Source organism: Amycolatopsis oliviviridis (assembly GCF_014654365.1).
Taxonomy (GTDB): Bacteria; Actinomycetota; Actinomycetes; order Mycobacteriales; family Pseudonocardiaceae; genus Amycolatopsis; species Amycolatopsis oliviviridis.
Genome location: NZ_BNAY01000001.1, coordinates 888,789 through 913,571, shown reverse-complemented (window position 1 = coordinate 913,571; position 24,783 = coordinate 888,789). Strand labels below are relative to the sequence as shown.

At 68.0% G+C, this 24,783-nt stretch carries 27 protein-coding genes and 1 pseudogene; 14 read left to right on the top strand and 14 right to left on the bottom strand.

From position 1 onward, the window contains the following. Positions 1-516: 516 nt before the first annotated feature. Positions 517-1,557: a DUF2891 domain-containing protein gene (locus IE302_RS03820; protein ID WP_191251732.1), complete on the top strand. Its 1,041-nt coding sequence runs from the start codon at positions 517-519 to the stop codon at positions 1,555-1,557. A gap of 7 nt (positions 1,558-1,564) precedes the next feature. On the opposite strand, the gene IE302_RS03815 is transcribed toward IE302_RS03820, so the two are convergent. Next, positions 1,565-2,359 carry an SDR family NAD(P)-dependent oxidoreductase gene (locus tag IE302_RS03815; protein ID WP_229907576.1) on the bottom strand — a complete coding sequence of 265 codons (795 nt, stop codon included), beginning with the start codon at positions 2,357-2,359 and terminating at the stop codon, positions 1,565-1,567. Between the two features lie 101 nt (positions 2,360-2,460). Here IE302_RS03815 and IE302_RS03810 point away from each other — a divergent pair, with 101 nt between their 5' ends. The 3 genes from IE302_RS03810 to IE302_RS03800 all read left to right on the top strand — a co-directional run bounded on the left by IE302_RS03810 (position 2,461) and on the right by IE302_RS03800 (position 5,851). Beyond that, on the top strand, positions 2,461-3,291 hold the full coding sequence (locus IE302_RS03810; RefSeq protein ID WP_191251731.1) for a helix-turn-helix transcriptional regulator: 831 nt from the start codon (positions 2,461-2,463) through the stop codon (positions 3,289-3,291). Between the two features lie 721 nt (positions 3,292-4,012). Next, the gene (locus IE302_RS03805) at positions 4,013-4,249 is read left to right on the top strand and encodes a hypothetical protein (RefSeq protein ID WP_229907575.1); all 237 of its coding nucleotides are present in this window, start codon (positions 4,013-4,015) and stop codon (positions 4,247-4,249) included. A 126-nt stretch (positions 4,250-4,375) separates the two neighbouring features. Then, positions 4,376-5,851, top strand: coding sequence for a trypsin-like serine protease (locus IE302_RS03800; protein ID WP_229907574.1), 1,476 nt, complete (start codon positions 4,376-4,378; stop codon positions 5,849-5,851). 61 nt (positions 5,852-5,912) lie between these two features. Here IE302_RS03800 and IE302_RS03795 read toward each other — a convergent pair whose 3' ends face one another. Continuing rightward, complete coding sequence (locus IE302_RS03795) at positions 5,913-6,344, bottom strand: hypothetical protein (RefSeq protein WP_229907573.1); 432 nt, start codon at positions 6,342-6,344, stop codon at positions 5,913-5,915. 342 nt (positions 6,345-6,686) lie between these two features. On the opposite strand from IE302_RS03795, the gene IE302_RS03790 reads away from it, so the two are divergent. Further along, positions 6,687-6,941 (top strand): hypothetical protein, encoded by a 255-nt coding sequence (locus tag IE302_RS03790; protein WP_229907572.1) that lies wholly within the window; start codon positions 6,687-6,689, stop codon positions 6,939-6,941. Between the two features lie 13 nt (positions 6,942-6,954). Here IE302_RS03790 and IE302_RS03785 read toward each other — a convergent pair whose 3' ends face one another. After that, entirely contained in the window at positions 6,955-8,406 is a 1,452-nt protein-coding gene (locus IE302_RS03785) for an aldehyde dehydrogenase (RefSeq protein ID WP_191251727.1), read from the bottom strand. Between the two features lie 78 nt (positions 8,407-8,484). Between IE302_RS03785 and IE302_RS03780 the strand changes: the two genes are divergently transcribed. From IE302_RS03780 to ligA, 3 genes are all read left to right on the top strand, one after another. Beyond that, positions 8,485-9,021: a TetR/AcrR family transcriptional regulator gene (locus IE302_RS03780; RefSeq protein ID WP_191251725.1), complete on the top strand. Its 537-nt coding sequence runs from the start codon at positions 8,485-8,487 to the stop codon at positions 9,019-9,021. 65 nt (positions 9,022-9,086) lie between these two features. Beyond that, on the top strand, positions 9,087-10,184 hold the full coding sequence (locus tag IE302_RS03775) for a calcium:cation antiporter (protein WP_191251723.1): 1,098 nt from the start codon (positions 9,087-9,089) through the stop codon (positions 10,182-10,184). 54 nt (positions 10,185-10,238) lie between these two features. Next, positions 10,239-12,230, top strand: coding sequence for an NAD-dependent DNA ligase LigA (gene ligA / locus IE302_RS03770; RefSeq protein ID WP_191251721.1), 1,992 nt, complete (start codon positions 10,239-10,241; stop codon positions 12,228-12,230). A gap of 31 nt (positions 12,231-12,261) precedes the next feature. Here ligA and IE302_RS03765 read toward each other — a convergent pair whose 3' ends face one another. From IE302_RS03765 to IE302_RS03745, 5 genes are all read right to left on the bottom strand, one after another. Beyond that, the gene (locus IE302_RS03765; RefSeq protein WP_191251719.1) at positions 12,262-13,401 is read right to left on the bottom strand and encodes a family 2 encapsulin nanocompartment cargo protein terpene cyclase; all 1,140 of its coding nucleotides are present in this window, start codon (positions 13,399-13,401) and stop codon (positions 12,262-12,264) included. A gap of 28 nt (positions 13,402-13,429) precedes the next feature. Further along, entirely contained in the window at positions 13,430-14,293 is an 864-nt protein-coding gene (locus tag IE302_RS03760) for a geranyl diphosphate 2-C-methyltransferase (RefSeq protein ID WP_191251717.1), read from the bottom strand. A 53-nt stretch (positions 14,294-14,346) separates the two neighbouring features. Next, the gene (locus tag IE302_RS03755; RefSeq protein WP_191251715.1) at positions 14,347-15,735 is read right to left on the bottom strand and encodes a family 2B encapsulin nanocompartment shell protein; all 1,389 of its coding nucleotides are present in this window, start codon (positions 15,733-15,735) and stop codon (positions 14,347-14,349) included. Then, positions 15,732-17,153 (bottom strand): family 2B encapsulin nanocompartment shell protein, encoded by a 1,422-nt coding sequence (locus IE302_RS03750; RefSeq protein WP_191251713.1) that lies wholly within the window; start codon positions 17,151-17,153, stop codon positions 15,732-15,734. The genes IE302_RS03755 and IE302_RS03750 overlap by 4 nt, the downstream gene beginning before the upstream one ends. Before the next feature lie 445 nt (positions 17,154-17,598). Beyond that, a complete protein-coding gene (locus IE302_RS03745; protein WP_191251711.1) occupies positions 17,599-17,844 on the bottom strand; it encodes a response regulator in 246 nt (81 codons plus the stop codon). Between IE302_RS03745 and IE302_RS43225 the strand changes: the two are divergent. From IE302_RS43225 to IE302_RS03730, 4 genes and pseudogenes are all read left to right on the top strand, one after another. Further along, positions 17,753-17,953, top strand: a pseudogene (locus IE302_RS43225) (alpha/beta hydrolase family protein); the annotation flags it as partial. The gene IE302_RS03745 and the pseudogene IE302_RS43225 sit on opposite strands and share 92 nt — an antisense overlap. Before the next feature lie 114 nt (positions 17,954-18,067). Then, positions 18,068-18,406: a Cd(II)/Pb(II)-sensing metalloregulatory transcriptional regulator CmtR gene (gene cmtR / locus IE302_RS42635; RefSeq protein ID WP_229907571.1), complete on the top strand. Its 339-nt coding sequence runs from the start codon at positions 18,068-18,070 to the stop codon at positions 18,404-18,406. Continuing rightward, positions 18,403-19,065: a cation efflux transmembrane domain-containing protein gene (locus IE302_RS03735; RefSeq protein ID WP_191251707.1), complete on the top strand. Its 663-nt coding sequence runs from the start codon at positions 18,403-18,405 to the stop codon at positions 19,063-19,065. Before cmtR ends, IE302_RS03735 begins: the two co-directional genes overlap by 4 nt. Before the next feature lie 10 nt (positions 19,066-19,075). After that, positions 19,076-19,687 (top strand): class I SAM-dependent methyltransferase, encoded by a 612-nt coding sequence (locus IE302_RS03730; protein ID WP_191251705.1) that lies wholly within the window; start codon positions 19,076-19,078, stop codon positions 19,685-19,687. A 6-nt stretch (positions 19,688-19,693) separates the two neighbouring features. On the opposite strand, the gene IE302_RS03725 is transcribed toward IE302_RS03730, so the two are convergent. Continuing rightward, complete coding sequence (locus IE302_RS03725; protein WP_191251703.1) at positions 19,694-20,263, bottom strand: TetR/AcrR family transcriptional regulator; 570 nt, start codon at positions 20,261-20,263, stop codon at positions 19,694-19,696. A 70-nt stretch (positions 20,264-20,333) separates the two neighbouring features. Here IE302_RS03725 and IE302_RS03720 point away from each other — a divergent pair, with 70 nt between their 5' ends. After that, positions 20,334-21,227 carry an NADP-dependent oxidoreductase gene (locus IE302_RS03720; RefSeq protein WP_191251702.1) on the top strand — a complete coding sequence of 298 codons (894 nt, stop codon included), beginning with the start codon at positions 20,334-20,336 and terminating at the stop codon, positions 21,225-21,227. 6 nt (positions 21,228-21,233) lie between these two features. Here the strand turns inward: IE302_RS03720 and rraA are convergent, their stop codons facing one another. The 3 genes from rraA to IE302_RS03705 all read right to left on the bottom strand — a co-directional run bounded on the left by rraA (position 21,234) and on the right by IE302_RS03705 (position 22,900). After that, the gene (gene rraA / locus IE302_RS03715) at positions 21,234-21,719 is read right to left on the bottom strand and encodes a ribonuclease E activity regulator RraA (RefSeq protein ID WP_191251700.1); all 486 of its coding nucleotides are present in this window, start codon (positions 21,717-21,719) and stop codon (positions 21,234-21,236) included. After that, positions 21,716-22,147 (bottom strand): hypothetical protein, encoded by a 432-nt coding sequence (locus tag IE302_RS03710; protein ID WP_229907570.1) that lies wholly within the window; start codon positions 22,145-22,147, stop codon positions 21,716-21,718. The genes rraA and IE302_RS03710 overlap by 4 nt, the downstream gene beginning before the upstream one ends. 153 nt (positions 22,148-22,300) lie before the next feature. Further along, positions 22,301-22,900 carry a TetR/AcrR family transcriptional regulator gene (locus IE302_RS03705; RefSeq protein WP_191251698.1) on the bottom strand — a complete coding sequence of 200 codons (600 nt, stop codon included), beginning with the start codon at positions 22,898-22,900 and terminating at the stop codon, positions 22,301-22,303. Between the two features lie 61 nt (positions 22,901-22,961). On the opposite strand from IE302_RS03705, the gene IE302_RS03700 reads away from it, so the two are divergent. Then, the gene (locus tag IE302_RS03700) at positions 22,962-23,210 is read left to right on the top strand and encodes a hypothetical protein (protein ID WP_191253178.1); all 249 of its coding nucleotides are present in this window, start codon (positions 22,962-22,964) and stop codon (positions 23,208-23,210) included. Here the strand turns inward: IE302_RS03700 and IE302_RS03695 are convergent. Further along, entirely contained in the window at positions 23,194-23,814 is a 621-nt protein-coding gene (locus IE302_RS03695; RefSeq protein WP_191251696.1) for an NAD(P)-dependent oxidoreductase, read from the bottom strand. The genes IE302_RS03700 and IE302_RS03695 overlap by 17 nt on opposite strands. Next, positions 23,811-24,713, bottom strand: a complete 903-nt coding sequence (locus tag IE302_RS03690; protein ID WP_191251694.1) for an EamA family transporter — start codon at positions 24,711-24,713, stop codon at positions 23,811-23,813. Before IE302_RS03690 ends, IE302_RS03695 begins: the two co-directional genes overlap by 4 nt. Positions 24,714-24,783 lie beyond the last annotated feature (70 nt).

Here is a 24,783-nt window from a genome sequence, read left to right as displayed (position 1 = left end):
GCTGGTTAGAGCGGACCGGTATTTACCTACCTACGCCTGACCTGCCGAGGGTGGCGGTTCAGCGGCTGCCGGGCTCGACGGTGAAGGAATTGGGACGTTGGATGTCCCAATTCCTTCACCGTCGCATGGGTCGCCCGGTCTCGGATCTTGATCAACGGAGGATCCGGGACACTCAACGTCCCCGATCCTCCGTTGATCAAGGTCGTGCCGGTCGCGACCGGTGGCAGACGAGGTGACGGGGGAAGATTCCGGACGCTCACCGGCCGGAATCCTCCCCCGTCGACCACACCGGCATCCAGCACAAGCTCCACGCGCCACAGACGAAGCAGGGCCCCGTCGAAGGATTCAGGTCGCTCGCTGTCCCGAATCCCTCATCACCAAGGCCGAGCGTGGAGTATTCAGGACGTTCAACGTCCCCAATCCTCCACACTCGACCGCCAGTCACACCAGTGGATAGGTAAATACAAGTCCGTTAGAACCATCCTTACCACTCACGACCACCCGAGGGGTACGCCAATGGCCGCAGGGAACGCCGAACGGACCCGGCTTCTGAAAACGAACGCGGGCACACTGGCCAGAACGGCGTTGACCAACGTCGTGCGCGAGTATCCGCACCACGAGAGCCACTGGCATCACGAAGGCGTGCCCATCCCTGCCCCGAAACTGTCGCATCCGTGCTTTTACGGCAGTTTCGACTGGCATTCGTGTGTGGAGATGTTCTGGGTACTCGTACGCCTGCTTCGCCATCACTCCGAACTCGTTCCCGCCGAAGAAATCCGCCGCGTCCTCGACGAACATCTGACCGCCGACGCGCTCGCGGGCGAGGTCGCCTTCTTCACTCCCGACGAACACCGCACCACCCAGCGCCCCTATGGCTGGTCCGCGTTGCTGGAACTCACCTTCGAGACCGCCACCTGGGACGACCCGGACGCCGCACGCTGGTCGTCCGGCCTCCGAGAGCTGAGCTCGGTGTTCGTGACCCGATACCTCGACTGGCTGCCGCGAGCCACCTATCCGATCCGGTACGGCATCCACGAAAACGGCGCGTTCGGGCTTTCTCGCGCCCTGCCGTACGCGGGCTACCTCGCCGAGCAGGGCGACCCTCGGTTGCGGCAGGTCATCACCGAGACCGCCTGGCGCTGGTTCGGTTCCGACCGCGACTACCCCGGCGCCTGGGAACCCTCCGGCGCCGATTTCCTGTCCCCCGCGCTCGCCGAAGCCGAACTCATGACCCGGCTGCTTTCCGCGAGCGAGTTCGCCGGCTGGCTGCACGGATTCCTGCCAGGCATCGCCGACCGTGAACCCGCGACGCTGTTCACCCCGGCGACCGTGACCGATTCCTCCGACGGGCAGATCGCCCACCTGCACGGCCTCAATCTGCATCGCGCCTGGTGCTGGCGCCGTCTCGCGCAGGCGCTCCCCGACGACGACGTCCGGATCCCCGCCATGGGCGAAACCGCACGCGCACACACCGACGCCTCACTCGCGCAGACCTCCGGCGGCGCGTACATGGTCGAGCACTTCCTGGCCTATTACGCGCTCCTCCTGCTTAGTTGAGTCGACCTCAGTAGGCGGTGAGGCCGCCGTCGACGACGAGCTCCGTTCCGGTGACGAACGAGGACCCATCGCCTGCCAGGAAGAGCATCGCCGAGGCGACCTCGGCGGGGACACCCGCGCGACGCATGGGAGTGCGCACGATGTCGGGTTGCTCGTCGCCCTGTTCGTCGAGCAGATCCTGGATCATCGGGGTGGCGATGACGCCGGGATGCACCGAATTGACCCGGACGCCGCGGGTCGCGTACTCGACAGCCGCGGTCTTGGTCAGCAGCCGCACCGCACCCTTGGACGCCTGGTAGGCGGCCGCCGCCCCGCTGCCGACCAGGCCGAGCACCGAGGAGGTGTTGATGATCGAGGCCTTGCCGGAAGCGCGCAGCAGGGGCATGGCGGTCTTCATCCCGAGCCAGGTACCGGTCTGGTTGACCGCGATCACCCGTTCCCAGGCGTCCTGGGTGGTGTCCTCGATACCGGGCCAGTCCACGACGCCGGCGAGGTTGACCAGGATGTCGAGCCTGCCGAACCGGTGCCGGGTCAGCTCGACGACCTCGCTCCAGTTCTCAGCAGAGGAGACGTCCAAGCGGGCAGCCAGTACTTCGGCGCCGAACGCCTCCAGCCGGGAGGCCAGCTCCTCCATCGCACCATCGGCGATGTCGGTGACGACGACACTGGCGCCTTCGCGGGCGAACAGTTCCGCGGTGGCTCGTCCGATGCCGCCGGTTGCGCCCGTGATCAACGCGACCTTGCCCGCCAGCTCACGGTCGGCGGTGCCCCGCATGCCGACCAAGTCGATATCGCTTGTCATACCGATCAGCGTCGGCGACCACGGGAGCCGATGGGAGGACGAGCGGTGGCTGGGTGTGCCACACCCAGCCAACCCGGCGGGTGGCGACCTACGCTGGCGTCATGGGCAACGGTGAGCTGGGAGCGTTTCTGCGCGCACGCCGCGCGGGGCGGACCCCCGAAGACGCGGGCGTCCTCTATTCCGGGCGCCGCAAGGTACCCGGGCTGCGCCGTGAAGAAGTCGCCGTCCTCGCCGGGGTGAACGCCGACTACTACACCCGCCTGGAGCAGGGCCGCGAAACCCGGCCTTCGCCGCAAGTGCTCGACGCGCTCTGCCGTGCCTTGGATCTCGACCCCGACGCACGCGAGCATCTGTACCGGCTGGCCAGGGCGACAGCGGATGACGCACCCGCGCCGACGTCCCGGACAGTGAGCCCCGAGTTGCGCCTGCTCATGGACGGCTACCCGCACACTCCCGCCTTCGTGCTCGATCCCGTCCTGGACATACTGGCCACCAACGCCCTCGCCGACGCGCTGTTCTCACCGTTTCAGGTGGCAGACAACCTCGCGCGCATGACTTTCCTCGACCCGGCGGGACAACGATTCTTCGCACGCTGGGACTGGACGGCACAGGCGACCGTGGCGAACCTGCGGGTCGCGGCGAGCCTCGCTTCGCACGAATCCGGGCTGCGTGCCTTGGTGGCGGAACTCAGTGCGGGCAGTGCGCGATTCCGTGAACTGTGGGAGACCCATCAGGTGCGCGGCAAGACCCGCGATCCCAAACACCTCGTGCATCCCGACGTCGGCCCGCTCACCCTCACGTATCAGGCGTTCGACGTGCGCGGTGCCCCTGGACAGCAACTGATCATCTACCACGCCGAACCCGCCACACCGAGCGCTCACGCACTCGCGTTGCTGAGCAGTCTTCACGCGACGCGCACGGCCGACGCGTGACCCGCGACGACATGTCCGGAGTGTGACCGCCCGATCGGCGCAGTCACTCGCTGTTCGTGAGCCGAGCGGGGCGACAACGGGCATCCGGCCGCCTGATCGAGTGAACTCACCGTGAGCGTCGATGCTCGGTTTTGGCGAAAGCTGACCGTATCCGGCGGTTGCGATCAGCATTTTTCATACCGCGAAGACAACGAGCACGGCATGCACGACTTGGTCATCTACCTGCGGAGATCAGGGCGACAGTGACTCTCGCGCTGACCTCGATCGACACGGGGGAAGCAAGCAGCCGGCCTATCGGAGCCGCCTGGCGGCATTGGTCCGTTCGGCGCCAATGACTACTTTTAGTAGTTCTCGGGATCACCCAGACCGTTGAGCGACGCAGGCATACCGTTCAGCGCGACACACGCAGTACTACTGAACGGTCACAGTCTGCTTTCGCCAAGATGTTCTCAGCCGCACCGGGTCAAGAACCGGTAACGCGCGCGTGGCCCCCTGCGGTAACAGGAGGCCACGCGGATGTCCATTCGCCCGCTCGCTAGAACAAGGACAGGACGCCGTGACCATACAGCCTGATAATGCGAAGACACCAGACAGCAGCCCTCCACGACGGGTCAAAGTCGTCATCGAGCACGTCGAGGAGCCACCTCGCCGGGTCGCCAGTTCCGCGGAGATGATCCGCTCGGCGCGGCCGCTTCTGAGGACCCCGGGGCGCCATCGCAAAGTGCAGACCCGCGACAGCTGGCTTTGCCTGGCGATGACGGTGCTGGCCGGCTGGGCCCCGACCCTGCGGATGTGCCTGCTGCTGACGATCGGCGGCGGGATCGTCGTCGGCGTCGTCAAGATCAGCACACCGGAAGTCGGTGTGTCGGCCGGGACCTGCGTCGGCCTGCTGACTCTCTTCGGCGCCTGGATCGTCAAGGCCCGCCGAGGAAAGCAGCGGCGGGAGCCGAGCCTGTAGCCCGGACTTCGCCCCGTGCCCGCCGCTCGGCCGGCACGGGGCCCAGGCCGGATCGAAAACTCCCCACACCTGCTCGGCGTCCTCCGGTTAAATGATCGCGAAGTCCCCGACATGTGAGGAGATCTTGTGCGGAGAGCTAGAAGACTGGGGGCCCTTGCCGTTTCGGTGCTGGCGGCGACAGCGGCACTGAGCGGCTCGGCGTCGGCCGACACCGTACAGTCGTTCCACACCTCGCTCGACCCCGCTTCGGTGCAGGAGTCGGTGCGCTACCTGGTCGAGAACTACCGGGTGAACGAGCAGGAAGCGTTACGCCGTCTGGAGTTGCAGACCGACGGCGACAAGCTGGACGAGCTGCTGCGCCGCGATCGTGGCGCCGAGTACGGCGGCATGTGGCTCGACCAGGACAAGGGCCAGTTGGTCGTGGCCATGACCAGGCCGGCCGCGGCCGAGCCGTATCTGCGGGCGATGCCGGACCGTTCCGGCGTTCGCACGCACCAGGTCCAGCATTCGTTGCGGCAGCTCACGGCGGCGAAGGAACGCGTCGCGGCCAAGGTCGGCGCGGGACGGGAAGCGGTCTACCTGCCCGCAGTGAGTGAGTCCGAGAACCGCGTCGTGCTGTGGGAACGCGACTGGGTGGCACAGGAGAAGGCGGCTGTTCGCGCCGCAGGCGACGTCGTGACCGCCGAGGTGAACACCGCCCGGGAAGCCGCGGCGGCGGAACCCGGCATCGTCGTCTCCCGCGTGCTGAAGAACCCGAACGCGCTGTCCACGCCGAACGTGGACCTGGGTTTCTGTCATCCGCTCTACTGCACGAACTACGGCCCGATGCGCGGCGGCCTCCGGCTGGACATGAAGCGGGACGACGGCACTTGGGGCGGCTGCACCAGCGCCTTCAACCTGCGCTCCACGGGCGGCGGTTTCCCCGGCAAGGGCTGGGTCCTGACCGCGGGACACTGCATGCGGACCAAGACCAACAACACGCCGACCCAGCACAACGGCAACGACGTGCTGCAGCAGCATGGCATCGAGAAGAGTTCCTACCCGTACGACTACGCGGCGCTGCCGTACGTCAACGACGCGGCGTCGACGAAGTGGCTCGAAGGCCAGACCGGCCGCAACCGGGTGCTGAAGTACTGCCGCAACGGTGGCATGGACAGCAACGGCGACACCCCGTGCGGTCAGCAGGCCACCTCGGTCGACGAGTACATCACCGGCGCCCGCAAGCTCGCCGACATCAAGGCCGGGTATGTCGTCTGTGCTTCCGGGACGGCGTCGAGCGCGGTGAACTACCCGGACTCGGTCGACAGTGGCGCGGGTGCGGGTTACCTCGTCGGCACCCGCTGCGGCCGGGTCCTGTCCACGGACGTCGGCATCAACACCGACCTGTGCGCCCGTCCGGGCGACAGCGGCGGACCGTTGTTCAGCCAGGCCGATCACGCGGCCCTGGGCATCCTGATCGGCAACCAGCAGTCGCGGTCGGGCCCCTGCCAGGCCGGCGAACTGAACAACTACGCGCCGATCGAGACGATCACCACCGATCTCAGCGAACGGATCGCCAGTCAAGGATCCAAGTTCGCGGTGATCACGACTCCGAACGGCTGATCTCGTAAGTACCCGAAGGCCCCCTTCACCGCGTCCGACGCGGTGAAGGGGGCCTTCACGGTCACCTGGTCAGCAGCGGACCTTCGTAGCGCAACGCGTCGCTCTCGCCGTACACCCGGACCGTCAGGTCCGGTGGCTCCCAGGGGGCGAACACCTCGTCGATCGTCTGAGGTGCCGGCCCCAGGTCCACGTCCACGGCGAAGGTGTGGGCCACGATTTCGGCCCGGACGACGACGCCCTCCGCGTCTGCCACCTCCAGCCGGGTCACCCCGGGGTCGATCGCGCCCAGCGCGCCCGGCCGCGCACTCCACACCGCGAACCCGCGCTCGGTGGTGTCGTTGCCGTACCCGGTGCTCATGATGTTGAACAGCGTCTTCTCTCCCTCACGGAAGATGCACTCCGCCTCGACGCCCGAATCGTTGTAGGCCAGCAGCCGCCCGTGCGCGCTGCCTGGCCAGAGCCGGGCCCCGGTGTGCCACCCCGCGTGTGACACCGCCTCCGCCGACCCCTCGGTCTCCGCCGACCGGTAAAGGTCACTGAGCGCCGTCAGCTCCGCAATCCACTGCTCGGTTTCTTCATCCCTTGGTGGGGCCACTACGCGTGCGCCCTCCTCCCTGACTGTCCACAATGGTCGATTTCGAGGCTGACACACGGGTGAATCGATCGCATCAGGGTTTCCCCGGAGATCGACTCCGCCCGCTGCACGGTTCCGTGCAACCGAGGGCGGTTAGGCCGAGCAGAGCAATCTCGCGGGTTTCCCGTCATGGGGATTTCCCTCGCGCGTCGCGATTTCACCGGGGCAAGCCCGGCGGGACTCCGACTCAGAGGGGTAAGGATGATGACCGCGCAGCGCACGATCACCGAGGAGATCGGCGAGATCGGTGTTTGGCTGATGGGTGAGTTCGGCGGCCGGGTGCCCGCCGCCGTGATCAGCCGGGTACTCAACGCGAGCAGGCGCGACCTCGAAGGCCGCATCGACCCCGAGGCGCTGGGCGAGATGTTCCACGCCCTCTGCCGGTTCCGGCTTCAGCGCATCGTGGCCGAGGACCAGCGGATCACGATCAGCATCCCCGGCGCCCGCCCGTCGTGACGGCTCGCGACCGTCACCGCGCCGGCACGGTGACGGTCTTCAGCTCCACGTACTGAGCGAGGCCCGCCGCGCCGTATTCGCGACCGATTCCACTGGCCTTGAACCCGCCGAAGGGACCGTCGAAACCGATCGGCGCCCCGTTCACGGTGACGGTCCCGGTGCGCATCCGCCGCGCGACGGTGAGCGCGTGTTCCTCGTCGGCCGACCAGACGCCGCCGGAGAGCCCGTACTCCGAGTCGTTGGCGATGCGGACGGCGTCGTCCTCGTCGTCGTAAGGCATGACGACCAGCACCGGACCGAAGATCTCCTCCTGGGCGATGCGCATCGTGCTGTCGACGTCGGCGAACAACGTCGGGGTGACGTAGTTGCCCTTGTCCAGACCGGCCGGGATCTCGGAACCTCCGGTGACCAGACGCGCGCCTTCGGCGATCCCGAGTTCGATGTAGTCACGCACGCGCTGCTGCTGGCCGGGCCGCACCATCGGGCCGATGAAGGTCTTCTCGTCGGCCGGATCCCCGACGACGAGGGACTCCATCATGTCCTTGAGTCCGGCGACGACCTCGTCGTACCGGCTCCTCGGCGCCAGGATCCGCGTCTGCGCGATGCACGCCTCGCCGTTGTTGAGCAGGGAGCCGAACTTCAGGCCGGCGATGACGTCGGTCAGCACGGCGTCGGGCAGGATCACGGCCGCGGATTTGCCGCCCAGTTCGAGGCTGACCCGCTTCAGCTGCTCCCCCGCCAGCGAGGCGATCCGGCGGCCGGCGGCGGTCGAGCCGGTGAACGCGATCTTGTCGACGCCGGGGTGCTTCACCAGGTACTCGCTGGTCTCCCGGTCCGCGGGCAGCACGCTGATCACCCCGGACGGCAAACCGGCCTCCGCCAGCATGTCCGCGAGCAGGCTCATGCTGAGCGAGTTCTCCGGCGAGACCTTGAGGACGACCGTGTTCCCCGCGAGCAGTGCCGGGACGATCTTGGCCATCGACGCCGAGAACGGCGAGTTCCACGGGATGATCGCGGCGACCACGCCGATCGGTTCGCGGCGCACGATCGACCGGAACGGCGCGCTCGGATCCGAGGGCGTGAGCGTCTCCTCCCAGCCGAATTCCTCGGCCGCCTTCAGATACGAGACGGCCTGCCGTCCCACCCCGGGTTGCCCGGCCCGGGTGAACCAGAGGGACGAGCCGTTCTCGGCCGAGATCACCTCGGCGACCTCGTCCGCACGGGCCTCCCTCAGCGCGTTCAGGCGCCGGAGCACCGCGATCCGCTCCTCCGGCGAGGTCCGCGGCCACGGCCCTTCGTCGAAGGCGGTCCTGGCCGCGGCGACGGCGCGGTCGATGTCCGCGGGGAGAGCCTGGACGACGCGGCCCAGAACCGACTGGTCGTGCGGGGACACGATGTCCAGTGGTGCCGGATCGCTCGGCGTCGTCCATTCGCCTCCGATGAAGAGCCTGTCGTTCATGATCATCGTTCCGCCTCTCTAACTGTCACATCAACGTAGCACTTATGACGGTTAACGACACAGTGACGTGATACATTCCCGGTCATGAGAGCTGACGCGGCGCGCAATCTCGAAGCCGTCCTGACCACGGGCGCGCGGATGCTGGCGCGCGACCCGTCGGCGAGCATCAGCGCGATCGCCGCCGAAGCGGGTGTCGACAGGCGCACCGTCTATCGACGCTTCGACTCCCGCGAAGACCTCTTGGCGGCCATTTACGACTCCCGGCTGACAGCGGTCGAAGAGGTCGTCCGGGCCGCCCGGCTCACCGAGACCGCGGTCCCCGTGGCGCTGCACCGTTACGTCGAAGGGATCATCGAGGTCAACCGCGCCTGGCCGGTCGAGCTCACCCGGATGCGCACCGAACCGTCCATCCAGGACCGCCGGAGCCGGCTCACCACCGAAGTGGACGCCTTCCTCCGGCGTGCGACGGACGAGGGCTTCCTCCGCGCGGACCTTCCGGACGGCTGGGCGAGCCGTCTCCTGATCCAGCTCCTCCATCTCGCCTCGCACGAGGACATGGACGCTCCGCGCGCCGCCGACCTGCTCGTCGGCACCTTCCTGAACGGCGTCGGCGCCCGCTAAGAACTTCGTCACCCCGCGCCCCTCGTGGAGGGGCAAGGTCACGCAGGGTGTGCGAAGGTGACGTCATGGCAGCTTCGCGCAGACGATTCCCCGTGTCCTGGACCACCGTCATGCCGGTGCTCGCCATCGTCGTCCTCGTGCTGAGCTGGGGCCGTGACCTGGGCCCCATCCCGGTCGCCGTCGTCGCCATCGCCCTCGCCGGGACCGTGCTCGCCGCGGTGCACCACGCCGAAGTCGTCGCCCATCGTGTCGGGGAACCCTTCGGCTCGCTCGTACTGGCGATCGCGGTCACGGTCATCGAGGTCGCGCTGATCGTCACGATGATGTCCTCCGGCGGCCCCGAAGCCGGGACGCTGGCCCGGGACACGGTGTTCGCCGCGGTGATGATCACCATGAACGGCATCGCGGGTATTTCGCTCATGGTCGGCGCGCGCCGCTACGGCGAAACGCATTTCAACTCGGAAGGCAGCGGCGGCGCACTCGCCACCGTGGCGACGCTCGCCACCGTCACCCTCGTGCTGCCGACCTTCACCACCAGCACCCCCGGCCCGGCCTTCAACGGCACACAGCTCACCTTCGCCGCCGTCGCCTCGCTGCTGCTGTACGGCCTTTTCGTGCTCACACAGACCGTCCGCCATCGCGACTTCTTCCTGCCTGTCGACAGCGAGGGCTCGGTCAAGGAGGACGACCACGCCGAACCGCCGAGCAACAAGGCCGCGCTCACCAGCCTCGGGCTGCTGCTGGTGGCGTTGGTCGCCGTGGTCGGCCTGGCCAAGGTCGAATCGCCCGCGATCGAAGCGGGGGTCAGCGCGGCGGGCTTCCCGCAGTCGTTCGTCGGCGTCGTGATCGCGATGCTGGTGCTGCTGCCGGAAACCCTGGCCGCGACGCGGGCCGCGCGGCGCGACCGGATGCAGACCAGCCTCAACCTCGCCTACGGTTCGGCGATCGCGAGCATCGGGCTCACCATCCCGACCATCGCGCTGGCGTCGATCTGGCTGGACGGCCCGCTGCTGCTCGGGCTCGGCGCGACCCACATCGTGCTGCTCGCGCTGACGATCGCGGTCAGCGTGCTGACCGTCGTTCCCGGCCGCGCGACCCGGCTGCAGGGCGGCGTGCATCTGGTCCTGCTGGCCTCGTTCCTCGTGCTCGCCGTCAACCCGTGACACGAGTCCTCTTCGGACACGGTTCTGTCGGTGGTCACGGGTAATCTCTGCCCCGTGAACGCTCGGGACCGCATCCAAGAACTCGCCGATCAGATCGTCGTCCTTCGCGACGCCTACTACCGGGGCTCGCCGAAAGTGGCCGATGCCGACTACGACGCGATCGAGGACGAGTTGCGTGGGCTCATCGAGGCCAACCCCGAGCTGACCCCGGATCCGAACCCGCTCGACCAGGTCGGCGCTCCCGCCGTCCTGCACGCCCCCATCCGGCACTCGCGCCCGATGCTGTCGCTGGAGAAGGCGACCAAACCCGAGCAGGTCGAGGCCTTCTTCACCCGCTTCCCCGGGCAGCCGGTGGTCGTCATGCCGAAGCTGGACGGCCTGTCGCTGGCCCTGGTCTACGAGAACGGGCGGCTCGCCAGGGCGGTCACCCGCGGCGACGGGACCACCGGCGACGACGTGACCATGCTGGTGCGGGCGCTGACCGACGGCGTCCCGGACAAGGTCGACGCGCCCGGCCGGGTCGAGGTCCGCGGCGAGGCCGTCATGCTCCGGTCCACCTTCGCCGCGTACAACAAGGTCCACCCGGACAAGCCGCTGATCAACCCGCGCAACGCCGCCGCGGGGACCCTGCGCGCCAAGGATCCGGCCACGGTCGCCGAGCGGCGTCTCCAGTTCTTCGCCTTCGATCTCTCCACCGAGCCCGACAGCGCGGACACCGATCTCGACGGCGCGCTGCGGACGCTCGGGTTCGCCGCCGCCGACATGCGTCACTGTCACGACGCCGAAGCGGCCCAGGCCGTCATCACCACCATCGAGCAGCAGCGCAACGACCTCGATTACGACCTCGACGGCGCCGTGCTGCGCCTGGCGGATCGCGACGCCTACGCCGCCGCCGGAACACGGTCCAGCTCACCGCGCGGCGCCCTGGCGTTCAAGTTCGCCGCCGAGGAGAAGACCACCGTGCTCGCCGACGTGGTCTGGGATGTCGGCAAGACCGGCAAGATCGCTCCCGTCGCGTGGCTGGAGCCGGTGTTCGTCGGCGGCACCACCGTCACCCGTGCGACGCTGGCCAATCAGGAGGTCATCAAGGCCCGCGGCATCAAGATCGGCGACACCGTGCTGGTACGCCGAGCCGGTGACGTGATCCCGTTCGTGGCCGGCGTCCTCGACGCGGCGAAGCGCACCGGCGAGGAGCGCGAGATCGTGCCGCCCTCGGTGTGCCCGTCGTGCGAAGAACCGTTGACCGAACAGGGCAACAGCCGAGAACTGTTCTGCACCAACGTCGCCTGTCCCGCCCAGACCGTCCGGCGGCTGATCCATTGGGCTTCGCGTGCGGCGGCGGACATCGACGCGATCGGCGGGGTCTGGATCGAAAGGCTCGCCGAGACCGGGATTCTCGAGCACCCGTCGGACTTCTACCGGCTCACCAAGGAAACGTTGCTGGAGTTCGACCGCATCGGCGACGTCTCAGCCACGCGCATGATCGAGTCGATCGACGCGAGCCGCGGCGTCGGCCTGCGCCGGGCGCTGATCGGCCTGGCGATCCCGATGGCCTCCGAGGGCACCGCCGCGCGGCTGTGCCGGGCGGGATTCGGTTCGCTGGAGGACGTCGCCGACGCAGGCGAAGAAGGTCTCGTCGCCGTGGAGGACATCGGCCCGAAGGTCGCCGCGTCCCTGATCGAGCACCTCACCCGGCTGCGTCCCGAACTCGAACGGCTGCGGGAAGTCGGTGTCTCCCTGGACGTGCGCGAAGAGGACTTCCCGCCGGTCGTCGCGGCCGGTGCGCCGCTGGAGGGCAAGACGGTCGTCGTGACCGGATCGATCAGCGACCCGCGCTCCGGCGAGAAGGTGCCGCGCCCGACCTTCCAGCGGTTGTGCGAAAGGGCGGGCGCGACCATCGCGTCTTCCGTCTCGGCGAACACCGACCTGCTGATCACCGGTGCCGACGTCGGGGCCAGCAAACTCACGAAGGCCGAGAAGCTCGAAGTCGAGGTCGTGGACCAAGGCGTGATCTGGCAGCAGCTGATCGAGGCCGGTGTCGTCTAGCCTCCCTTCGCGAACAATCGCATTCAGAGGACTAATTGCTGGGCTTCGTCTGGTAGCGCGGGCTCGTCGAATGCCATTCGAACCCACCGCCCATCCAGCCCCGCAACCCGCGCATGAACCGGTGCAGTTCGAGGGAAGGCACCGCGCTCAGTTTCTCGTGCGCCGCCTGGAAGTCCCGGACGACGTCGTTGTGCAGCTCGACGGTGATCGCCGTGGCCTCTTCGATCGAGCACTTCCGGTCGTCTGCGATCAGCAGTACCGCGTTGCAGGGCGGCGACTCGTCTTCCAGATCCTTGGCGACCGAGTGCACGTCGTTGACGAGCACGGCCGCCGTGCCCGCTTGGATCGCGGCCTCCCGGACACGCGGGTCGTAGTAGAGGTTCGACGTCAGTTCGTAGCCGCCGAGGACGTCGATCAACGTCATCGAGGTGTAGAAGCTGTCGTGCTGCCGGGCCGCGAGGTACTCCCACGCCGGCGGATACTTCCCGCTGTGGCGCCATGCCGCGTAGGCGGTCCAGCTCACGAACATCGCGAAGGTCGAATAGCAGACGCGCTGAACCTGCGCGGCGGTCCCGTTCTGCCGCAAGAACTCCGTCCCGGAGTTCAACGCCACCAGAACCCGATCGTTCCGCAGCGTTTCGTCGAGGTCACGGCTGAACTCGCCCAAGGACGGCACCGGGTCCATGGCGGCCATCCCCAGCGCGAGTTTCGGCGGCAGTTCCGCGGGCACCGCCCCGAGCGACGTGTCGTCGGCGTAGAGATCGTCGGCCGCCCACCAGGCGGCGTTGAGCCGCGCGGAGATCAGCAGCTTGTCGGGATCGTCGCAGTCCGGGTGGGCGAGCATGACCAGCCTGCCGAAGCCCGCCTTCCCGATCTGCTCACACTCCTCGTCGTCGAACCCGCACTCCCCCGCCCACAGCGCCAGCCGCCGGTCGACCTCGACCGCGAGCGGTTCGTTGATCCGTTCGGTTACCGGGCAGTACAGCGGCGGCGCCGACCCGTCACCCCACGGCCGGTACGCGTACGCCGGGTCGAGAGCGGGCGCCTCCGGCGGCGGAGTTTCCTCCACCGCCGGAGGAACAGCGGTCAGCCGTGCCGCCAGCCGGGCGGCGGACGTGCCCAGTCCGCGCGGCCCGGCCAGCAGCGTGGCCAGCGCACCCAGTTCCGTCATCACTCACTCCGATGGGGGTCTCGCGGGATCAGACGCGGTCCGCGGCGATGAGCAGGTAGTGGAAGCTGCCTTCGCGATAGGCGTCGAGGAACGGCCCCTCGATCCCGGTCGCCACCGACGACTTCGCCCGCAGCTCCCAGTACGGGATCGTGTCCGCCGTCAGGTCCACCACCGAGATCGGCACCAGGTCGTTCGCCGTCATCGCCTTGAAGTACTGGCTACGCGGATGGATGTTGCAGGTGTAGTGCTGATCGATCTGCGCGACGGCCTTGGACCGGCCTCCGGTCACGTCGTTGTAGCACCCGGTGATGGTGACGTAGCGGCCGCCGAACTCCAGCTGCCGCGCGTGCTCGGCGAAAAGCTCGTGGAGGTCCACGTACATGGTGCTTTCGTTGTTCCAGATCGCCTTGCGCAAGCCGGTTTCGAAGCCCGTGTCGAGCATGTTGCGGAAGTGGTACCGCACCTTGTCGCTGACGCCCCGGATGTCCGCCTGGTGGTTGGCGAACTCGACCTGCTTCTCCGAGATCGAGATCCCGTCGACGTGGCAGCCGAACCGCGCGTTGGCCATGATGCTGGACCCGCCGCGGCCGCAGCCGGCGTCGAGAAGCCAGTCGTCCGGTTTCACGTCGCCGAGGTGATCGAGCAGGACGTCCGCCTGCGCTGTCTCCAGCCGGTGCATTTCCGCGATGATCCGCTCGTCGCGGGTTTCTTCAGGGCCTTCCAGCACCGACCAGTCGACCTCGCCGACCCCGTAGTGGTGGTGATAGAGCCCGTCCACATCGCCCAGTCGCAGGTTGACCGGATCCTTCTCCTTGTTCCAGTACGACGCCACCGACTTCTGGTATTCGGTGCGCAGAACCTTGGCGGGAGCGGGAGTACGGGCGATCGTCACGTGCGTGGTCCTTTCTGGAGCCTTGGTGTTCGTTGTCGTTGCGGGACGACGGGTCAACGCGCGACCTCGACGTTTTCCAGCACGCCGAGCGCGTCGGGCACGAGCACGGCGGCGGAGTAGTAGGTACTGACCAGGTAGGTGGCGACGGCCTGGTCGGTGATGCCGTCGAAGCGCACGTTCAAGCCGGGTTCGTACTCGTCGGGCAGGCCGGTCTGGTGCAGCCCGACCACGCCGTTGTCCTCCACGCCGGTCCGCATGGCGAGGATCGAGGACGTGCCGCTTTCGGTGATCGGGATCTTGTCGCAGGGCAGAATCGGGACCCCGCGCCATGCGGACACCACCTTGCCGTCGACCGTGGTCCCTTCCGGATACAGGCTGCGGCGCGTGCATTCCCTGCCGAACGCCGCGATCGCGCGCGGATGGGCGAGGAAGAACTTCGTCTTGCGGCGACGGCTGACGAGTTCGTCCATGTCGTCGGGCGTCGGCGGGCCCGACCGGGTCTGGAACCGCGATTTGAGATCGGCGTTGTGCAGCAGGCCGAACTCGCGGTTGTTGATCAGGTCGTACTCCTGCCGCTCCCGCAACGCGGCCACGGTCAGCCTGAGCTGCTCGTCGAACTGGTCCATCGGCCCGTTGTAGAGATCGGTCACCCGCGTGTGCACCCGAAGCGCCGTCTGCGCCACGGCCAGGTCGTACTCGCGCGGCGAGATCTCGTAATCGACGAACGTGCCCGGCAGCAGCGGCTCGCCGTCGTGACCGGACGACATCCCGATCTCGGCCTCGCCCTTGGCGTTCTGCGGCTTTCCCTTGTGCGACAGCATTTCCTGCACGTGACGGCGCATCGCCTCCGACCGGCCGTTGAGGTCGGCGAAATCCTCCGAGCGCAGGGTCAGCACGATGACCGGGGTGACGGCCTTGACGGTGAACGGCCAGTTCCGGTCGATGCCGGCGAGCATCTCGTCACCGAAGTGATCACCGTCGGCCATGCCGCCGATGGCGGCTTCGGCGCCGTACTCACCCGGCGCCACCTTGGCGACCTTGCCATGGGCCACCAGCACGACCTCGTCGAGCGGTGACCCGTGGCTGACGATCGTCTCGCCGGGCTGGTACTCGTGCTGCACGAACCTGTCGGCCAGCGCGGTGAGCGTGTCCTCGTCGTCGAAACCGCGCAGCAGCGCCAGTTCCGCGAGTTCCTGCGGGACGACCCGGACCTCGCTGCCGACGTTGGTGAAGCTCACCCGGCCGTCGCCGATGGCGTAGGTCAGGCGCCGGTTGACCCGGTAGGTGCCACCGGTCGCCTCAACCCAGGGCAGCATCTTCAGCAGCCAGCGCGGCGTGATGCTCTGCATCTGTGGCCGCGTCTTGGTGGTCGTCGCCAGGTTCCGCGCGGCGGCGGGGCCGAGACTGAGCCGCCGGTCGGCCTCCGGCATCGTGGCGGTCATCCTTCGCGACCGAGTTCAGCGGCTTCGAGCACGGCCAGCGCGTCCGGCACGAGCACGGCGGCGGAGTAATACGTGCTGACGAGGTAGGAGATGATGGCCTGCTCAGAGATTCCCATGAACCGGACGTTCAGGCCTGGCTCGTACTCGTCGGGCAGGCCGATCTGGCGGAGGCCGACCACGCCCTGGTTCTTCTCGCCGGTGCGCATCAGCAACACGGAACTCGTGCTCGTCTGGCTCACCGGGATCTTGTTGCACGGCAGGATCGGGACCCCGCGCCAGGACGGCACCTTGTGCCCGCCGAGGTCGGTACCGGTCGGGTAGATGCCGCGTTTGCTGCACTCGCGGCTGAACGCGGCGATCGTACGCGGATGCGCGAGGAAGAAGCCGGGATCCTTCCACACCAAGGCGAGCAGGTCGTCGAAGTCGTCCGGGGTGGGCGGGCCGGTGCGCGTCGCGATGCGCTGGGTGAAGTCGGCGTTGTGGAGCAGGCCGAAGTCCGAGTTGTTGATCATTTCGTGCTCTTGCCGCTCGCGCAGCGCTTCGATGGTCAGGCGGAGCTGCTGCTCGGTCTGGTCCATCGGCTGGTTGTAGAGGTCGGACACGCGACTGTGGATCCGCAGCACGGTCTGGGCGACGCTCAGTTCGTATTCCCGCGGCGAGGTCTCGTAGTCGACGAAGGTGCCCGGCAGCAGCGGCTCGCCGTCGTGACCGGAGGAGATGTCGATCTCGGCCTCGCCGAAATCGTTGGACCGTCCGGTGTCCTGCGACGCCTGCGCGATCTGCTCCTGGAGCGACTCGGACTGTTCCAGTACGTGTTCGAAGGCCTGGCGGGTCAGGGTGAGCACGGTGCCGGCGGTGGCCGCCTTGGCGGTGAACTCCCAGATCCCGTCGTCGTCGACGAGGGCCTGCGCGCCGAAGTAGTCGCCGTCCTTGACCACGCCCAGCGCGGTCTCGTCACCGTAATGACCGGGGCCGGTCTTGGTGATCTTGCCGTGTGCGATGAGGAAGACCCGATCGGCCCGGTGCCCGAATTCGACGAGTACGTCGCCTGCCGCCACTTCCTGCTGTTCGAAGCGGCGGGCGAGTTCGGCGAGTACCTCTTCGTCGTCGTAACCCTTGAGCGGTTTCAGTTCCCCCAGTTCCGCCGGGATCACACTCACTTCGGTGCCCGCCTTCGAGAACGTCACCCGTCCGTCGCCGACCGCGTAATTGAGCCGCCGGTTGACTCGATAGGCGCCACCATTGACCTGAACCCAATCGAGCATCTTCAGCAGCCAACGGGACGAAATGCCCTGCATCTGCGGGACGGATTTGGTCGTGGTCGCCAGGTTGCGCGCGGCGGCCCGGCCCAGGCTCAGCTGCGGATTTTCCGGCCCCTGGACACCTTCGGCGGAAGTGTCCGACTCGGTCACGGTCACAGCAAGGTCCACCCTTCGATAGTCACGTGAACAAACAGGATCCACAAACCATGGCGTGCCGGTCATGCCCCGATGTGCGGCCCCACGGGGATCAACATAGCAAGCTGTTTTGCCCACACAAGCGCACTATCAGGTAATGCGAAAAGGCCACCCGAATGCCGGTTTTTCCATTACCTGGGACCGTATTCGCCACCATTACCCGACGCCTTGATACCCGCACACAATCGGTCCAGCGATTGTTCTGAGGTGTTACGCCGGACCGCGCCGGTATTCCTCGCCGTGCGCGCGATGCGGCCGTTGGAGTGGGCAGATCGGACTCGTTCGGGTCACCGCGGCATCCGTGTTCGACAGCGGCTTGACAGACAGCGACGAAACAGAGGGTCGCGTCCGGACACTCCGTCGTGTCAGTCGTCCCAGGTGACCAGTCCGTACTTGTGCGCCCGGATCACCGCCTGCACCGGCGCGGTGACACGTTGGCGAACCTGGTCACGAGGCGCCGGGTGACCAAAGGGTCGATCAGGCCCTGGCCGGCGTGGGCGAGTCGCACCGCTTCGACGAACGTGGTCATCGCGACCACGGCGGGCTCGCGCAGCCGCCGGATGGCGCCGATCCCGTCCATTCCGGGCATACGGATGTCGGTGAGCACCACGTCGAGTCGCCGGAACCGGGTGAAGATCGGAGAACTGGACAACAACACCGGCCACCTCGGGGCCGAACATGTCGCCCGGCAGTTCCCGCGGGGGCGGTCGGTTCGGCATGGCGACGGCCACGCCGCCTACCTGCTGGGCAACTCGTGTCTGCGCGGCCTCGGGAACGCGTACCTGCTCGACGGTGTCCTGCCTCCGCCAGGCATGTTCTGTCCCGCGGAACTGGCACCTTGCGTATTGTTCACTGACAGCTGTACTGTTCTGTCGGTGCTGACATGTGAGACCCAGGGTGCCGCTCTCGCCCGGCTGGGCCGCGCGCTCGCGGACCCGAACCGGTGCCGCATCCTGGTCGCCCTGCTCGACGGAGTGAGCTATCCCGGCCAGGTGGCGGAGCAACTCGGCTTGAGTCGCTCCAACGTGTCCAACCACCTGGCCTGTCTGCGCGGCTGCGGGCTGGTCGTGGCCACTTACGAAGGCAGGCAGGTCCACTACGCGCTGGCGGACGCGCATCTGGCCCGCGCGCTACGGGAACTGGTCCAGGTCGTACTCGCGGTCGATACCGCCGAGCCCTGTGTGGACGATGCCGGGATCGAGGTGCGCCGATGAGCGTCGAGAGTGGTTCCTGCACGGACGGTTGCTGCACCGCGAAGCCCGCGGAGTCCACTGTGGACTCAGATCGCCGCGCCGTGCTGTCACGCCGGGTCCGGCTCCTGGTCGCCGCGACGATCACCTACAACGTCATCGAAGCGGTCATCGCCATTTCCGCGGGCACCGTCGCCTCCTCGACCGCCCTGATCGGCTTCGGCCTGGACTCGGTCATCGAGGTCGCGTCCGCCGCGGCCGTCGCCTGGCAGTTCTCCGGAAAGGACCCGGAAGCCCGCGAGCGCACCGCGCTCAAGGTGATCGCGGTGTCCTTCTTCGCGCTGGCCGCCTATGTCACCGTCGAGTCGGTGCGGACCCTCTTCGGCGCCGATCCGGCCGAGCATTCGACCATCGGCATCGTGCTGGCGGCGGTCTCGCTGCTCGTGATGCCTTTCCTGTCACAGGCCCAGCGTCGCGCCGGACGCGAGCTCGGCTCCGCGAGCGCGGTCGCCGATTCGAAGCAGACCTTGCTCTGCACCTATCTTTCCGGTGTGCTGCTCGTCGGGTTGCTGCTCAACAGCCTCTTCGGCTGGTACTGGGCGGATCCACTGGTCGCGCTCGTCATCGCCGCCGTCGCGATCAAGGAAGGCCGCGAGGCCTGGCGCGGTGAGCACTGCTGCTGAAGGGAGCACCATGAACCGGACAGTGCGCTGGAACCGTTACTGGGACGGCAAATCCCCGAACTACGACCGGGAGATGCAGTTCCTCGACCGGAAACTCTTCGGGGATTCCCGGGCGTGGGCGTGCGGTCAGGCCACCGGTGACGTCCTCGAGGTCGCCGTCGGGACCGGCCTGAACCTGCCGCTCTATCCCGACGGCGTCGCGCTCACCGGCATCGACCTCAGCGAGGGCATGCTCACCATCGCCCGCGGTCGCGCCGAACGCCTCGGTCATCCGGTGACACTGAAACAGGCCGACGCGCACGACCTGCCCTTCGACGCCGACTCGTTCGACACCGTGGTCTGCACCCTCGGACTCTGCGCCATCCCCGACGACGGCAAGGCGTTGCGCGAAATGGCGCGGGTCCTCCGGCCCGGCGGCACGCTCATCCTGCTCGACCACATCGCGAGTTCGTCTCGCGTGGTCCGCGGCCTGCAATGGCTCGCCGAGAAGATCACCGTGCCGATGGCCGGCGAACACTTCCTCCGGCGCCCGCTCGACAAGATCGACGGCCTCGGCCTGATCGTGGAACGCCGGGAGCGGTTCAAACTCGGGCTGGTGGAACGGCTCGTCGCCCGCAAGTGATCGGTGTCAGGCGGCTTCCCAGGCCGCCTCGATCATCCGGAAGATCTCGTCCACCGCGGCCGCCGGATCGGCCGCCTCGCGGCCCAGCGAATAGGCGTCGATGACGAACCTCGCGATCGTGCGGCAGGCCGTCGCGGACCGCGCCAGATCGGGATCGGCGGCGATGGCCGTCGCCAGCGATTCCGCGTGGCGCAGCCTCATCGAGTCCTCGTAGTCCCGCAGCGCGGGCGATTCGTCGATCATGCGGAAGATCGGGGCCGCGCCGTCCGCGGTGCAGTGCCGCACCATCGCGTGGATCTCACTACGCAGCGCCGGGATGAGCGGCTCGTGCGGAGCCCTTTCGGTGACCGCCCGCGTGAGACCTTGCTCGAAGTCCGCGTCCTGCTCGAACACCAAGGCCTCTTTCGAGGCGAAGTGGGAGAACAGCGTGGTGACGGCGACGTCTGCTTCCGCGGCCACCTCTCGGATACCCACCTCGTCGTATCCGCGCTCCAGGAAGAGCCGCAGTGCGGTGTCGGCGATCTTCTGGCGCGTCGCGGCCTTCTTGCGCTCGCGACGTCCGGGCGGTGCGGTCATGCGGCGACGCTATCAGATCCAAAACAACAACGGTTTCAAAACACTAACCGTTAGTGCTACGGTCGGTCGCATGAAGAAAGTGATCTTTACCGAGTTCGGCGGTCCGGAAGTCCTCCAGCTGGTCGACGCCGAAGATCCCCACGCGGGACCGGGACAGGTGCGCATCTCGGTACGAGCGGCAGGCGTGAACCCGGTCGACTGGCGGGTCCGCGAGGGTCAGGTCCTGGGTGCTCATCCGACCGTGTTGCCGTCCGGGGTGGGCCTGGACGCCGCCGGGATGGTGGACGAGGTCGGCGAGGGCGTCACCGGCGTCGAGGTCGGGGACTCGGTTTTCGGTGAGGGTTCTAGTACTTACGCCGAGTTCGCCGTGCTGTCGGCCTGGGCCAAGATGCCCGAGGGCCTGTCGTTCGAAGAGGCGGCCGGATACCCGTCCGTGGTCGAGACCGCGCTGCGCGTCATCCGCGAAGTCGGCGTGCGGCCCGGCCAGACACTGCTGGTCAGCGGCGCGTCCGGCGGGGTCGGATCGGCCGTGCTGCAGATCGCCCGCGAACGCGGCATCACGGTGATCGGCACGGCCGGCGCCGCGAACCAGGACTACCTGCGCGGCCTGGGCGCCATCGCCACGACCTATGGCGAAGGCTGGGTGGAGCGGGTCCGGCGGCTCGGCCAGATCGACGCGGCTCTCGACCTGGCGGGGTCAGGCGTGATCGGAGAGCTCGTCGAGCTGACCGGGGATCCGGCGAAGGTACTCACCATCGCCGATCTCGGCGCCCCCGAGTTCGGCGTCCGCTTCTCCGGCGTCGCCGGGAGCGTGCCGGACGCACTGGCCGAGGCCGTCGCCCTCATCTCGCGGGGGAAGCTGCACATCCCGGTCGAGAAGTCCTATTCGCTCACCGACGCGGCCGCAGCGCACGTCGACAGCCACGCCGGGCACACCCGCGGGCGGCGGGTCATCGTCGTCTGATCGGGCTCAGGCGGTGGCGGCGGGAAGGATCACGACGCCGTCGTCATCGGAGTAGAGAGTGTCGCCGGGAGTGAAGGTCACTCCCCCGAAACCGACCGGGACGTCGACAGCGCCGACGCCCGCCTTGGAACTCTTGCGCGGGTTGGTGCCGAGCGCCTTCACGCCGAGCGGGAGTCCGGCGAGCTCGGCGCTGTCGCGCACGGCGCCGTGGACGACCACGCCCGCCCAGCCGTTGGCGACGGCGGATTTCGCGATCATGTCGCCGGTGAGCGCGCTGTGCAGCGAGCCGCCGCCGTCGACCACCAGGACCGCACCTTCACCAGGAGTGGCCAGCAGCTTCTTGACCAGGCCGTTGTCCTCGTGACAGGAGACCGTCCGGATCGGACCCGAGAACTTCCGGTGCCCGCCGAACTGACGGAACTGGGTGTCGCAGACGCGCAGCTTGTCGCCGTGTTCGTCGACGAGGTCGGCGGTGGTGAAGGAATCGATCACGGCGCCTGAGTGTAGGTGCCGATCAGTCTGTTTCGCCCCTGCTCGATGAGATCCGCCACACGCCGGGCGTCCTTGATCGCCCGCAGCTCCAGCGCCGGCGGCGCCCAGGCACCGCGAAGTTCCTCGTTCCTGAACCGGAAGCGATGCCACGCTTTTCCGTATTTGATCGTGCCGACGCCCGTCTCGTCAGCCTTGACCGAGGGCCGGAACCGGATGTACTGGAACCAGATCCAACGGAACTCCGTGCCGCTGTGCCAGTTCGCGACGAAAATGATCCGCTGGGTGGTGACCAGGTACGAGAGGGCGTTCTCCCGCGACCGCCGGTCGGTCATGCGCTGATAGAGAAAGACAAGGAAGCCGCTGAACAGACCGACGAACGGGGCCCAGATCGGCCCTCCGCCCCACAAGACGGAGAGGACGACGACCACCCCGACCAACTCGATCATCTGCGCGTACTCCGGAAACCACTTCCGCGGGCGTTGCGGCGCTCCGGTCCACAGCACTTCTTCGCCCTCTTTCAACGGATACGTGTGCATCGAACCCTCCCCTGATCTTCACCGGGAGTACGTCCGCTCCGTTCTTTACGTTGCCTCGGGCGGGAACACGGTTTCCAGCACGTGGGTGAGGATGGCGGCGGGATCCGCCGCGGGGGCGACCGTCTGCCGCAGAGCGAGCCCGATCCCCAGGGCCCCGAGCATGACGACGACCTGATCCAGGGGCAACGCGGGTTCGAGACCCAAACGCCGGGAATGCTCGGAGAGCAGAGCCGCCACTTCGTCGTCGTGACGTCGCTGGATGGCGGCGACCAGGGTGGCCGTCTCGGGCTGCTGCGCCGTCGCGGCGAGCACCTCGGCCGCCGCCGCGGCCCATTTCGCCGCGTCCTTGTCCGCCACGTCGACGGGATTCAGCGCCGCGATCACCTCTTCACGCGTGGCGGCACGGGCGAGCGCTTCACGCAGCCCCTGGAGATGACCGTCCGCGTCGGACCCGATGATCGCGAGCCATAGTCCTTCCTTGCCGCCGAAGTGCTTGTAGACGGCGCCTCGCGTGTACCCGGCGTCGGCCGCGATCTCCTCGACCGTCGCCGCCAGGAAACCGCGCCGCAGGAAGACCTGGCGCCCGGCGTCCAGCAGGTGCTCGTGGGTGCGCCGCTGCTGTTCGGCCCGCGTCAGCCTGGTCATCGCCCGCCAATTCAGTAACAGTACGTTTCTGGAAACACGACGTTACTGTATCGTCCGGTCCATGGAGTTCCTGGCCCCCGTGGCGGCGTTCCTCAGCCTTCCCCTCTTCCTGGCCGGGTTCGCGTGGTACGCCGTGCGAGCCCGGAGCCGCGGGGTGAGCCAATCCCTGCTGGCGCCGATCGAGGAGATCTGGGACCCGATCTCGCACAAGACCAACATCGAGATCCAGATCGAGGCCGAACGCAGTCCGGAGACGCCCTCCCCCGGCGATCCGCCCGAGCTGAAATGGCGGTTCAGTACCCAACGGTGAAATGCCGATCCCGGCCCGGATTCTCCAGTTCGTCCACGACGGCGACGGCGAGATCCTCCGCCGAGATCCGGGACGATCCGTCCGCCGCGGTGAGGATGGTCGTCGTCCCCCGGCGGTAGGCGCCGGTCCGGACACCGGGTTCGAGCATCGCGGGTGGGCTGAGGTAGACCCAATCCCCTGAGTGCGCTTCGCACGCTTGGAGCTGTGTCGTGCTGGCCGAGGCGATGCTCCGCCACTCCGGCGGCACGAACGCCGGGTCGTCGATGACGAGCCCGCCGGACGGCGAGCGCAACGGCCCGGCGCCGCCGACGACCAGGACTCGCTTGCCCGCTGAGGCGTCGAGCAGGGCCCTGACGGTGGCGGCGACAGTGTCTTCCGCGCCGGGCGCCGGTCTTGTCGCGCCCACGACGGCTTCGACTCCCCCGAAGACCGTGCTCATGTGACCGACGTCGGTGACGTCGCCGCGCACGACGTCGACGGCCGGATGCGGTGATGCCGGCGGAGTGCGGCGGATGACGGCGGTGACGTGGTGCCCGCGGGAAAGGGCTTCGGCGACGACACGGGAGCCTGCCATGCCCGACGCTCCGACGACGGCGATCTTCATCGGACGACGCCTTCCTTCTTGGTCTTCGGGGTGATCTGGCCCGCGACGATCGAGGCCAGCGCGAGCGCGAAACCGGCGAGCTGGATCGGGCCGAGCGACTGGCCGAGCAGCGCGGCACCGAGCACCGCGGCGACCATCGGCGAGAGCAGGCCGAGGACGGCGACCGAGGTGACGGGCAGGGACGTGATGCCGCGGAACCACAGGACGTACGCGAGCAGACCGCCGATCAAGCCGAGCCAGAGGTAACCGAGAGCCGCGTCGAGGTCGATGGCGGGCGGCGCGCCCTCGACCAGGAAGGTCACCGGCACCAGGAACAACCCGCCCGCGGTGAGCTGCCACGAGGCGAACGCCGTCGGACCGACCTCCGCCGGGCGTCCCCACCGTTTGGTGAGGGTGACGCCGAGCGCCATGGTCGCGGCGCCGCCGAGTCCGGCGAGGATCCCGACGAGGTCGAAACCCGCCGCCGGGCCGATCACGACCAGCCCGACGCCCACGATCCCGACGATCCCCCAGGCGAACCGCCACGCGGACGGGCTCTGCCTCAGCACGGCCACGGCGAGGACCGCGACGAGCAGCGGCTGGGCGGCGCCGAGGGTGGCGGCGACTCCGCCGGGCAGCCGTTCGGCCGCGGCGAACAGCAGGGGGAAGAACATCCCGATGTTGAGAACGCCGAGCGCGGCCGCTTTCAGCCACCAGGTGCCGCGCGGGAGGGTGCGGGTGATGGCCAGCGCGATCAGGCCTGCGGGCAGGGCACGCATGAGCCCGGCGAACAGCGGATGCCCCGGCGGGAGGAGCTCGGTGGTGACCACGTAGGTCGTTCCCCAGACCACAGGAGCGAACGCGGTCAGCGAGGTGCCGGCGAGCCCGGCGGCGAGTGGTGTGGTCGTCAGCGTTTTCACGCTTCTCAGCTTCGCCGCGGACGATCGATGAGTCCAACACATGTTTGTCACTTGATCCATCGTGATTCAA